Origin of the sequence: Jeongeupia sp. USM3 (assembly GCF_001808185.1) — a bacterium.
Classification (GTDB): domain Bacteria; phylum Pseudomonadota; class Gammaproteobacteria; order Burkholderiales; family Chitinibacteraceae; genus Jeongeupia.
In genome coordinates this window covers 1,211,480-1,223,759 of record NZ_CP017668.1, presented here as the reverse complement: position 1 = coordinate 1,223,759, position 12,280 = coordinate 1,211,480, and the positions used below count along the sequence as shown (strand labels likewise).

Annotated in this window: 9 protein-coding genes; 1 reads left to right on the top strand and 8 read right to left on the bottom strand. The window is 62.4% G+C overall.

Going from position 1 to position 12,280, the window contains the following annotated elements:
* Nucleotides 1–118: 118 nt before the first annotated feature.
* The 8 genes from BJP62_RS05620 to BJP62_RS05585 all read right to left on the bottom strand — a co-directional run bounded on the left by BJP62_RS05620 (nucleotide 119) and on the right by BJP62_RS05585 (nucleotide 10,496).
* Nucleotides 119–2,128, bottom strand: coding sequence for an alkyl/aryl-sulfatase (locus BJP62_RS05620; protein WP_070527581.1), 2,010 nt, complete (start codon nucleotides 2,126–2,128; stop codon nucleotides 119–121).
* Between the two features lie 362 nt (nucleotides 2,129–2,490).
* The gene (locus BJP62_RS05615; protein ID WP_070527578.1) at nucleotides 2,491–3,594 is read right to left on the bottom strand and encodes an AI-2E family transporter; all 1,104 of its coding nucleotides are present in this window, start codon (nucleotides 3,592–3,594) and stop codon (nucleotides 2,491–2,493) included.
* A 254-nt stretch (nucleotides 3,595–3,848) separates the two neighbouring features.
* On the bottom strand, nucleotides 3,849–4,328 hold the full coding sequence (locus BJP62_RS05610; protein ID WP_070527576.1) for a hypothetical protein: 480 nt from the start codon (nucleotides 4,326–4,328) through the stop codon (nucleotides 3,849–3,851).
* Between the two features lie 15 nt (nucleotides 4,329–4,343).
* Complete coding sequence (locus BJP62_RS05605; protein WP_083300728.1) at nucleotides 4,344–5,126, bottom strand: DUF2092 domain-containing protein; 783 nt, start codon at nucleotides 5,124–5,126, stop codon at nucleotides 4,344–4,346.
* A gap of 193 nt (nucleotides 5,127–5,319) precedes the next feature.
* Complete coding sequence (locus BJP62_RS05600) at nucleotides 5,320–6,120, bottom strand: hypothetical protein (protein ID WP_145927116.1); 801 nt, start codon at nucleotides 6,118–6,120, stop codon at nucleotides 5,320–5,322.
* A 56-nt stretch (nucleotides 6,121–6,176) separates the two neighbouring features.
* Nucleotides 6,177–7,370, bottom strand: coding sequence for an OmpP1/FadL family transporter (locus tag BJP62_RS05595; protein ID WP_205700964.1), 1,194 nt, complete (start codon nucleotides 7,368–7,370; stop codon nucleotides 6,177–6,179).
* A gap of 1,028 nt (nucleotides 7,371–8,398) precedes the next feature.
* A complete protein-coding gene (locus BJP62_RS05590; protein WP_070527574.1) occupies nucleotides 8,399–9,316 on the bottom strand; it encodes a TauD/TfdA family dioxygenase in 918 nt (305 codons plus the stop codon).
* Between the two features lie 214 nt (nucleotides 9,317–9,530).
* Complete coding sequence (locus BJP62_RS05585; RefSeq protein ID WP_070527572.1) at nucleotides 9,531–10,496, bottom strand: TauD/TfdA family dioxygenase; 966 nt, start codon at nucleotides 10,494–10,496, stop codon at nucleotides 9,531–9,533.
* 343 nt (nucleotides 10,497–10,839) lie between these two features.
* Between BJP62_RS05585 and BJP62_RS05580 the strand changes: the two genes are divergently transcribed.
* The gene (locus BJP62_RS05580) at nucleotides 10,840–12,273 is read left to right on the top strand and encodes a hypothetical protein (protein ID WP_145927115.1); all 1,434 of its coding nucleotides are present in this window, start codon (nucleotides 10,840–10,842) and stop codon (nucleotides 12,271–12,273) included.
* Nucleotides 12,274–12,280: the final 7 nt, after the last annotated feature.

The window sequence follows — 12,280 nt, the reverse complement described above, 5'->3', positions numbered from 1 at the left end:
GCTAGCCGTGTTCCGAAAAAAAAAGCCCCAGTCGTTCGCGACCGGGGCTTTTTGCTGCTATGAAACGTATCCCCGCCGGGGCGGGAGCGGTGGCGGTGACGCCACCCCGTTGCATCGCTTACTTGATCCGGTTTTCCGCTTGCAGCGGCAGCACCAGGTTCATGTTGTTCTTGATGCTCAGGTCGAACAGGCCCGGCAGCTTGTCGAGTGCCTTGGCATCGCCGCTCGCCTTGGCCTTGCCGTCCTTGACCAGCGTATCCATCGAGGTCTTGCCGGCGAGGAAGGCGAGCAGGTCCGGCTTGGCGATCTCGAGCGACACGTCGGCGTTCTTGGCCTGGAACTCGCCCAGCGTATTGAACACGCCGTTGTGCAGGTCGACGGTGTACTGCTTGTCGCCCTTCAGGCTCAGGTTGATCACGTGGTTGCCCACCTTCTCGGCCTTGACCTGGTCGATCGTCATGCCCAGATACGGCATCAGGCTGTCTCCCGGCAGCCCGGCGATCACTTCCGGCGACGCGGTCGACAGATTGTTCGGCACGTTGCCACCCATGCGCAGTTCCTGTGCACCGGCGAGGTACCAGTTGCGGGTCAGCGTGGTCTCGTCCTGATAACCCAGCTGCTCAAGCGCATCGGCCATCAGCAGCGCGGCCTTCTGGTTCTTCGGGTTCGAGGCGACGACGTTGTTCAGCAGCTCGGTCGTGAAGCGGTAGTCGCCCTTGTTGAAGCTCTTGAGCGCCGCATCCAGCACCTTCTGTTCGCCGCCGAAGGCTTCGACGTAACGCTTGCCGCGTTCGGCGTCCGGGTAGGTCGCCAGCTTGGCAGCATTGCCGTCATACCAGCCCAGATTGCGGATGTAGGTCGACTTCAGGTTGTTCTTGAGGTTGCCGTAGTACGGACGGTTGTCCCAGTTGTTGAACACCGACTTCGGCAGCTTGGCGTTTTCGGCGATCTCGTCCGGGCCGTAGCCGTAGTTGGCGTAGCGCAGCGTGGTGTCGTAGAGCGACTGGTAGACGTCACGCTGATTCTTGAGGTACTCGACGACGTTCTTGTTGCCCCAGGCCGGCCAGGTGTGCGGGCCGAACTGCACTTCGACCTTGTCGCCCCAGCGACCCAGCGCCTGGTTGATGTACTTGGCCCAAGCGGCGGCGTCACGGATCTGGGCGCCACGCAAAGTGTAGATATTGTGCTGCAGGTGGTTCACGTCTTCGGCCATCGACAGCGCGTTCCACTTCGGAATGTACATGACCATTTCCGACGGTGCTTCGGTGTGCGGCACCAGATAGAACACGAAGTCGACGCCGTCGATCTTGACGGTCTCGCCATCCTTGGTGATGAACTTGTTCGGAATCGGCAGCGACGACTTGTCGTTCGCCAGCGCCGGGCCGAGCGCGCCGGTCACGATGCCCTTCTCGTTGACCTTGAGCACGTTGCCGTACTGGTAGCCGGCGCGGCGGGCCATGATGTTGCCGGCCATGACGTTTTCGCTCACGGCTTCTTCAACGAAGCCTTCCGGCGCGATCACCGGCAGCTTACCGCTCTTGACGTCTTCCGGCGTGGCCAGGCCCGCGGCATAGATGCCTTCGAAGCCGCCGAAGTGGTCGGCGTGGCTGTGCGAGATGATCACGCCGACCAGCGCGCGCTTGCCGCGATTCTTTTCATACAGCTCGATCGACGCCTTGAGCGCCTTGCCCGAGTACTCGACGTCATAGAACACCATGCCCTTGTCGGTCTCGATGATGGTCAGGTTCGAGAGGTCCTGACCCCGCACCTGATAGATGTGGTCGCTGACCTTGTACAGACCGCCGCGGTTCACCAGCTGGGCATGGCGCCACAGGCTGGGGTTGACCGAGTCCGGTGCCTTCTTGTCCTGCATGTAGTTCATTGCAGTGGCGCTGAATACGCCGTCGATGTCGCCCTTGTTCAGCAGCGGCGCGATGAAGCCGCGATCGGCGTCGGCAAATGCGGTCTTGTTGTTGAAGTCGAGCTCCTTGTACACCTGTTCGTTGGCCTGCTTGGTGTACGAGGTTGCGTTCTTCGTTTGGGTATTGAAGTCATAAGCCATGACCATTTGCGAGGCCACGACCATCGAGAACAGGGTGGAATAACCCAGCATTTGCTTCATTTTCATTGATGTTGTCTCCTTTCGAAAGTTACCAACTGCATCTTGCTGCTTGAAATTTGAAGTACTTTATCATGCAAAAGTCATGAACCGAAGAGGGGTTGCTGTTGCTTTATTTCAAGATGTTCCATGCAATATTTATGCAAAATTGCGAGCGAGTAAGTTTTTGTGACTAAAGCGTGCGTTGCCTTTCTGCAACGCAGTAATTCCGTACTGGCGCCTGCCGTCTTAATGAATGTGCACTTTGGGGCACACGGCGCATGGTTGAGTCGTGTTCGGCATTGAGCAATGCGTGACCGAAGCGCTTTTTGTAATGGCCAGTACCCGTTGATCCGCATCCCGGAAGCTGCCGGGATCCGGTGCGCGACGATTTATTGCGCGTTCTCGCCGACATGAACGCCATCTGCCGGTTCTTGCAGCGCAACCCAGCGCATGAAAATGATGTAGCCCAGCGACAGCAACACCGCGCCGACGAACATCCCCAGGATGCTGGCCGCGACCATGCCGCCGAGGGCACCCAACAACACCACCGGCATCGGTGCATCGACTCCGCGTCCCAGCAGGATGGGCTTGAGCACGTTGTCGGCCATGCCGCCGAGGACCAGCAGGATCGAATACACCACCGCCATCACGGTGCCGTAATCACCACTCATCCAGATGTAAGCGATCACCGGCAGGGAAATGAGCAGCACCGGCAGTTGCGCGATCCCCAGGATCAGCACCACAACGGCCAGTACACCGGCGAACGGCACCTTGGCCACCATCAGCACGAGGCCGATGATCAAGGCCTGGATCAGCGCTACGCCAAGCACACCCTGCGCGACGGCACGGATCGTCTTGGTCGACAGCACGACCATGCCGTCGCCATGCTCGGCACCTGCCAGCCGGCGGCCGATGGCGGCCATGCTCTGCGCGCCCGACTCGCCGTAGGCCATCATCACGCCGGCAATGATCAGCGCAAACACGAACTTGAGGATGTCGCCACCGATGCCGGCCACAAACCCCAGCGCCGACTTCGACAGGTCGCCGATCTTGGGTTGCATCGAATGGATCAGCCCCGGCAAGTCCGTCGCGGCCATGTGCCAGACCGAGTAGATCTTTTCGCCAACCAGCGGCCAGGCTGCAATCCGTTCCGGCGGCAACGGCAGGTGCAGGGCGTTGTTCTGCACGGCATGCACGACACCGGTGACCGAATCCGCCAGCGAGCTGGCGAGCAATGCCACCGGAACGATGATCAATGCAAAACCGCCAATCACGATCGCCGTCGAGGCCCGCCCTGCACCCAGCTTGGGGGCCAGCTTCCGATGCAGGGGGTAGAGCGTGACAGCCATGATCAGCGCCCAGAGCATCAGCGTCAGAAAGGGCGAAAAAATGCGGTAGCAAACCACCACCAGAGAAATGATCAACGCGGCCTGAATCAGCACATCAAGCAATTGCCGCGAAAACAGTTTGCTCAATTTGTTTGGATCGAACATGGGTTCTCCCATATTTGTGGCGCTTGGCCCGGTTTCATCTGACTGCCGAATTCCGAACGAACGAGTCCTTGCACATCAGCGGCATCAAACGGGATAGCGCGTGATTGGCGCATTACGGTTAAACAAGAGACGATAATGGCAACCCGGCGGTGACGACGGACTCGAAGACGGGAGTCCTGCGCGCATTGGCATGGCATCCGCAAATCGTGCCGGGCGGAAGGCGGGGGCGCCTTCCGCCGGATCAGGCCAGGCGTTTAGCGCGGCGGGTTCACGACCACATATTGCACGGTCGTTCCGGAATATTGCGGCTGATACCAGGTGTTGCCGCACTGCTGATAGGTGATGCCCGAGTAGGCATAGGGCGCGCAGCTTGGCGGGAGTGTGCGGGTGATCGAACCGATCACCGCCGAGGTCACCGCTACGGTCGCCGTCACGGCGGCCGCGGTCGCGATCGGATGGTAATCGTCGTCGTCATACCAGCCGCCACCATGGTTGTCGACATCGACGTGCACATTGCGGTTGACGTTCACGTTGTTGTTGACGTTGACGTTTCGATTCACGTTGCGGTCACGATTGACGTTCCGGTCGTGGTTGATATTGGCGCCACGCGCATGGTTGTCGTTCACGCGGTTCACGCTGGTCCGGGCCCGGCCGTCCCGCGCCTGGGCCAGTTGCGGCACCACCAGCGATACGGTCATCAGGGCGAACATCAGCGAAGAAAGTGGTCGTTTCATCAGGGGCTCCTGTGCTTACTGCGCATCGGCGGCCGGCGCCGCGTTCAGCACGATCGGATGGGCGTTCTTCGGCGCGGTGAACTTGAACGTCGACGCCGAAAAGCGCGGGTTCAGCTTCCAGTCGTAGGTCATCACGCTTTGCGGCCGGGCCGGGTCGCCGGCGTCGACGATAGCCAGCTTGCATGGCAGGGGGCGGTCGCCCCGGGCGATCCACAGTTGCCAGTCGATCTCGCCCTGGCGGTACGCGTACTGATCGCAGACCTTGCCACCCAGCGCCGATGCGCCGACGTAGCGGGCGGCCTGAATGCGGTCGGCGGGAGCATCGTCGGTCCCCCAGAGGAACAGATCGGCCAGCGGCAGTTCGATGCCATAACGGGTGTCGAGCTGGTCAAGCAGTTCGCCGATGCTGGCCGGTGCCTTGACCGTGGCGTAGTAGTTCAGTTTCTTGCCGTAGAGGGTGAACTGCTGGCCATCGTAGAACATGTCGCGGTCGGCGCGGCCGTTGGTGATGGTGGCGCGCAGCCGGTTCGGCATGTCGACCTTGTAGACAACGTCGTTGCTGAACTTGAGCAGTTGTCCGGCACCATCCAGGCGGTCGATGTCGCTGTGCGAGGTCACCTCGAAGCGATCGAGCGTGCGCAGATTGCGCGACATGCGCTGCAGCGCCTCGATGGCACGGCCTTCCCGCACCGGCGCCGCCGCGACGCCACTTGCCGTGGTTTTTGCCTGATCGGCGTGGGCAGGCAGGGCGCCAATCAGTGCCAGTGCCCCCAAGCCCAACATCTTGCGTACAAGCATGCTTCATGCTCCTTTGAAGAATGGCCAATTGCGCCGGTGATCAAGCGATTTGAAGCACCTTAACATGGTGCCGGCACGACAAACCGTGAAATAGTTGCATTTTGCAACAATATAAGAATTTTCTGTTATTGTGATCCGTCTTCGGCGCAACGAGGCAGCATTGGATCTGAATCGTGCACCACGAGCGGAATAATCAGTTCAGGAACTGCATATTCATCCCGAAGAACACCTGCCATTCGGGCTGGTTGGCGCCCTTGTCGGCCACCGAGAATTGCGGCTCGACGAAGAAGTTGTAAACGGTCTTGCCTTGCTTGATGACCTGGCCGATCCCAAGGCCCAGCGGAATGCTGTAATTGTCGTTCTCCAGGTTGTAGAGCCAGATCGGTGCGGTACGCAGATAGGTGCCACCGCCAAGCTGATAGAAAAGAAAGGGCTGGAAGGTGGCCAGGTTTACGTCCTCGCGATTCTCCTCGCCAGCAAAACTGTGTTGCCACGACGCCAGATAACCGTATTGAAACCTGGGCGAGCTGGCGTCGAACAGGACATTGACCAGACCGGCCGACCACTTCTCGCTGCCCAGACGGTCATCGCCGGCCGTCGGCGTGGTCAGTTGCGGCCCGATCCCGAAGCTCACCGCCGGATTGCCGGTGTCGATCAGGTACGCGGCAAACAGATTCAGGTCGCCGACGGCCGTATGATGTCCGCCGGTCGGGGCAACGGGCATGGTGTTGATCGGTAACGAGGCCCGCAACAACCAGTTGCTTTCACCAATCGAGAACGGTTGGGCGTAACGCAGCCAGGCCTGATTGCCGTCGTCCGGGTTCTCGGACAGATCGCCAATGTAGTAATCCTGAATATTGAAGGCCGTCATATTGGCCAGCGGGTTGTTGGCTTGTGCCGCGCCGCCTGAGGCGTCGTCAGCATGCGCTGGAATTGCCAGGGTCCATGCCAGTCCGGCGAATGGCAAAAGGGCGTACTTGAGTATGGTATTCATGATGAGGGTTCCTGCAGGAATGCGGAATGCCGTTCTGGTTTGAAAGGGGTATCTGCTCAGTCAAAGGTGTATGCGTAATTGGCCGAGAAGAAGTAAAGATGCCCGGTCTCGAATTCGCCCTTGAACAGCGGGTTTTGCACCGAGCTGCCCTGCATGCGCAGGTATTCGAATGCGGCGCCGACCGTGGATCGGGCATCGAGCCTGTATTGGGCGCCCACGCCAAAGCGCCACTCTGCACCTGTCGGAATCGTCAGCGACGTATCGGATTGGCGCTGGTAGATCGAGGTGTCGTAGGCGATGCCGCCGTCGAAGCGCCATTTCTCGTTCGGCCGGTACTGGATGCCCAGTGCCGCATGCCAGGTGTCCTGCAGCTTGTTCCCGCTACTGACCTCGCTGCCGGCTGCCTCGATGGTGCTGTCGCCGAAACGCGACCAGTCTTGCCAGCCGAGGTTGCCCAGCACCGCCCACTGCTCGTTCAGCGCGTGATAGCCGCTGAACATCAGCTGCTGCGGCGAATTGACCATTGCTGCCAGCGGCAGGGTCCACGAGCGCGAGACGGTGACCCCGGCGCCGTCCGGAACGGGCCGGAAGGTGTGGCTGAACGACAGTTGCGGGTCGATGGCGAAATCGTACCGGGTCTCGCTGGTGTACTTGAGGCCGAAGCGCGTGCGCGCGTCGAGGTCGTACAGCACGCCCAGGTGCGCGTTCGCCGCCCAGTCGTAGTCCTTCTCCTTCTGCTCGCCACCGGCCGCATCGCGATTCAGCGAAAAATAGCCATAGCTGATGCCCAGGCCTGCGCCGACCGACCACTTGTCGTTGACGCGATATGCCACCGTCGGCTGGAGGTTGAATGCAATCAGCCCGGCATCCTTGACCAGGCCCGCGCCGGCCCAGTCGCCGTAGTGTGCAGCCAGACCGAAGTTGCCATAGGCACCGACACCGATCTTGAGCCGGTCGTCGATCGAATGGCTGTAGAAAACGCTGGCCGACGGCAGCGGCGACAGCACATTGCCCGGGTTATTCCCGTCAAGCGTCGCGTCGTCGTGCATCGCGTAACGGCTGTTCCCGGCCAGGACCTGAAAGCCGGCGCTGATCTGGTCTCCCGCCAGATGGGTCATCCCCGCCGGGTTGCCGAGAATGGTCGTGGCATCTTGCGCGCGTGCGGCCATCCCCGCGCCTGCCAGGCCGACCTCGGGTCCGCCGGTTTCGTAAAAGGAAAGGCCGCTGGCGCTGGCCGAGGGCGCGCTCAAACCGATGCTGGCCGTAGCAACAATGAGTGCGCAGTTCAGTCGTCCCGGCCATTGCCGCAGGGTGGAGGCGGTCAATCCAGGGCTGGGGAACTTGCGGTCAGGGGCGCGGTGCACGGGCTCATTTCTCCGGTGGTGGTGAATAACGGTTGTAAGCAAATCTGAAAATTCAAATCCAGTAAGGGCCCGAACCTTACCACGAGGCCAAACCCGGAGGCAGGGCAACGCTATTGCGGATTTGCCGGAGTCAGGGGCATGAAGCCGCATGCAGTCAGAAAGGCGTGGAGCAAGGCGTTCGCCCGGGATTGATGCCGCATTCTTTTTGCTGCCTGTGTATGTAAATTGTTGGTGCACATAACGCTTGCCAACGCATCTGCCCGTCCCCCGACTTCGAGTCGGCGACGCCAGCCCATTTTTTGCCGACAGGTGGATGTCATCATTAACTAACGCAAACCATGTCGCTGTCTTGCGATATTAATCTGTCATTCAGGATGATTTCTAGTGGGAGTTTAGAAATAATATTGTTTGTTTATTTCAATTTACTTCCACATTGCTGAATTTATGCGGAATTGATTGTTTGGCTTCGCCAGCGCGCCGCACCACCCGGGGCATCCGCGCCGAAATCCGGGCGGCGCCGGCGCTGCGAGCGGTAGCGGTGCAACTGCGCCGGACGTTCAAACTGGGTCTGGACGAGCAACTGGTGGCGGAGGGGGCTCGTCCCGGCGTTTGCTCGCCGGGCTCGATCGCTGCCCGCGCCGCCCCATGGCGCCGGCAGCCTGCGGGCGTTGGGACCAGGCTGCCGGCGCGCATCACCAGGCCGTTTCGGGACGACGACCCCGTGTCCATGTCGACGTCGAATACTCGCTGCACAGGCCCGACGAATCGAGTCAGCGAGCCCGGTTGTTCCGGTCATGCAGGCGGCTGCAAGGCGCGGCGAAGTGGTGCAGGCGTACGCGGCGCCCCGCAGCGACGCGTCGCCGCCACAACGGGGCAGACGAGTCCGGTAGCACGCAGGGCTTGGTCAGGCGCGCTCAGGCGACTTTTTCGGCGCTGCCGGTATTGGCCGCCGGTGCGAACCTCGGCGCCTTGCTGACGGTGCGGCTGGTCTGGCCGTCGACCGACACCGCCGGCACGCCGGCCACGGTGACCCGGTGCAGCACGCGGTGGGCGTCGCCGTAGTCGTTGATCGCGTAGTGCTGGGTCGCACGGTTGTCCCAGATCGCCACGTCGCCGGCCTGCCAGCGCCAGCGCACGGTGTTCTCGAGCCGGGTCACGTGGCTCTGCAGCACCGCGTAGATGTGCTGCGAGTCGGCGCTGGTCAGATCCTTCAGCTTCTTGAAGAAGTGGCCGAGCAGCAGGTTGCGTTCGCCGGTTTCCGGGTGGACGTGGACGACCGGGTGCTCGGTTTCGTACAGGGTCGAGGTGAACACGTTCTTGTAGCGCTCGATCGCCTCGGGGCTGACGTTCTGGCGATAGCTGGCGTAGTCGTACTCGTTGCTGTGCACGGCCCAGAGCGTGTCGGCGAGTTCGCGCAGCGGCGCCGGCAGATCCAGATACGCGGCATGGGTGTTGGCCCAGACGGTGTCGCCGCCGTGCTCGGGGATCTTGATCGCCCGCAGGATCGACGCCTTCGGATAGGCGTCGACGAAGGTCACGTCGGTGTGCCAGCTGTTGGCGCGGCCGCCGTGGGCCGAGTCGAGTTCGAGTACGTAGTCGGTGCCGGCGACGGTCGGCACGGTCGGATGCGCGACCGGATCGCCGAGCAGGCTGGCGAACGCCTGCTGGCCGGCGTCGTCGAGCGTCTGGCCGCGGAAGAACACGACCTTGTACTTGAGCAGTGCGGCGTTGATTTCGGCGACCGCGTCGGCGGGCAGCGTTCCCGACAGCTGCAGGCCGCGGATTTCGGCGCCGATGCGGCCGGCGACCGGGTGGAGAGTGATCTGGCTCATGACGAACTCCTGGTGGGTGGGGCGGCTAACAAAACCCTGCTGGCTGCGTTGTGCTCGCTTGCCGTACTCGCTTGTACTGTTGCGACTGCAAGGAGTCCCTGTGGGACGCTTCGCACGCCTTGCCAGCACCGCTTCGCTGGGTTTGCGCCCGGAGGAAGTGCCCTTGGGGCATTAGCCGCCCGGTGGGGGATCAGAAAAAAGAATCAGGACCGAATCAGAACGGGCGCGAACCGGCAAGACTGACGCGCTTGAGCACGCGGCGTTCGGTGTCCGGGAAGGCGGTGCGCGAATGCAAGGTGGCGCGGTTGTCCCAGAACACGATGTCGCCGAGCGTCCACTTGTGCTCGTAGCGGTATTGCGGCTGCTGGATGTGCGCGCGCAGCCGGGCGATCAGCGCCTCGCCCTCGGCCGGATCGATGCCGAGGACTTCATCCTCGGTATGCGTCGACAACCACAGCACCTTCTTGCCGCTGTCCGGATGCGTGCGGACCAGCGGCGCGGCAAAGCCCGGGCCGAGCGGTTCGCGATCGGGCGTGCGGTACGCCGGCCACTCGGGCGGCTGGCCGCGCTGGGCGCGACGGGCGTTGTCGACGATGCGCAGGAAGGGGTTGTAGGTGATGTGCTGCAGCCCGGCGATCTGCGCGCGGGTTTCGGCGTCGAGGTCTTCGTACGCCTGGTGGATGTTGTAGAAGCTGGTGTCGCCGCCGGAGCTCGGCAGTTCAACCGCGTACAGCAGCGAGCCGGCGGACGGGATTGGCGTCCACTGGTGGTCGGCGTGCGGCGTCAGCTCGCCGTTGCCGGTGTAGCCGCCCGGGGCGTTCGACACCAGCACCACGTCCGGCGTCCTGCCACCATCGGCCGATGCCAGCACCGGCACGTCCTCCGGCGGGTTGAACACCGAGCCGAAGTAGGTGGCGAAGGTCAGCAGCGCTTCTTCGGACAGCTGCTGGCCCTTGAAGATCAGGATGAAATGCTCGTGCTGCGCCTGCTTGAGCCGGAGGAGGGTTTCGGCCGCTTGCGGGCGGTTGGCGTCGAGGCCTTCGACAATGGCGCCGAGTGCGCCGTCGTTCTTGCGGATGGTGATTTCGCCGGGCGGCTGGATCGCATCGGGGCGGCCGGTGGCGTTGAGCGCGTGGAAGGCGCGTGAGAGCTGGCTGGTCAGCGGCGGTACGGCGGTCATGCTGTTCTCCTGTTGTGGCCCGTCCGGGCTTGCCACTGCCTCAGCGAAAAGCGTGCCAAACGCAACCAATCCAGTGCCGGTGCCGCTTGCACGGTTTTCGCTGCCGGCAGGCCGCCAGCGCACTGTTGAAATCCGTACACCGGTGCCAGCAGTACTGGTGGATTTGCAGCAGTGGTGTGCCGGTGTTGATTTCGCAGCAGGCTGCTGCGCGCCCATGTTGCAAACCGGGCAGTCCGGATTGTTTATTGCCGGTTTTTCTAATGAATTGTGTTGGCATGCATTTCGCTTATATGGATCAACGACGCCCCGGCATAGGGGCGCGCATTCATACCAGGGAGAATTCATGCAACAGCACAGATACTGGCTGGGCGCCGGGCTGCTGGCGCTGGCCAGCGCCGGCCACACCGCCGCACCGAGCAACGAGGAGCTGCAGAAGCAGATTGCCGCGCTGAAGAAGGCGGTCGAGGCGCTGCAGCAGCAGCTCGACCAGAAGACCGCCGCGCCGGCGGTACCGGCCGCGACGGCGGTCGCCGCCAGCGATACCGGGGCACCGGCGACGCGCGAAGACCTGCAGGGCGTGCAGGCCGACCTCGAGAACTTCAAGTATCAGGTCCAGCGCGACCGCGATACCGCGACGGCGACCAGCTCTCGGGCGCTCAATATCAGCGGGACGATCCAGGCGCGCGCCGCCTACTCGTCGCAGGAAACCAATACCAGCTCGAGCACGCCGGCCGGCGTCGTCAACGACCGCAACTCGAGCTTCGACGTGCCGACGGCCATTCTCGCGTTCAGCGGCAATCTATATAAGGACTACGACGAAGGCCGCAACCTCGGCTACCGGCTCTCGGCCGGCGCGTCGCAGCAGACGGCGAGCAACAACAGCTTCCTCAACCTGCTCGACGCCTACCTGACGTACTCGGTGCTGCCGACGATCGACCCGGCCACGCCACGGCTCGACCTCGCCTTCGGCCAGCAACTGCTGCCGTTCGGCCTCGAAGTGCCGGCGACCGAAGACCTGAAGCCGGTCATCCTCAATGCCCAGTTCACCACCCGGCTCGGGCTGGCGCAGCGGCAGATCGGCCTGATCGCCCGTGGCGACTTCGACCCGGTGGTCGACTACGGCTACAACTACCGCGCGCCGCTGCTCACCTACGCGTTCGGCGTCGTCAACGGCAATGGTCCGAACACCTCGGACAACAACAGCGCCAAGGACTGGGTCGGCCGGCTCGCGTTCACCGTGCCGTCCGATTACAACTCGTGGTGGCGATCGCTCACCGTCGGCGGCTCGTTCTACCGCGGCAAGGCCAACCTGTTCGTCCCGGGCAGCAGCACGCTGGTCGGCACCGGCGACCGGGTCCGCTACGGGCTCGACGTTACCTACAACCACGAGCCATTCGGCGTCACCTACGAATACATCCAGGGCCGCGACGACGCCACCAGCGGCACGACGGCGGCGAACACCAGGATTTCGTCGATCAAGAGTGATTCGCATACCGCGACGTTCTTCTACAACTTCGGCGAACAGTTCGTGAAGGGCTTCCGCGCCCAGGGCCGCTACGACGACTGGTGGCCGAAGTCCTACCAGCCCTTCTTCCGCTACGACCGCTTCGACCCGAACACCGACAAGCCGAGCGACGAGTCGACCGTCTACACGGCGGGCCTGAATGTGTTCTTCGCCCAGACGACCAAGTTCCAGCTCAACGTCAATTACACCGACGACAAGGCCAAGAACCTCTCGTACAGCGACTTCCTCGCCCAGTTCCAGTTCGGCTTCTAGTCATCCA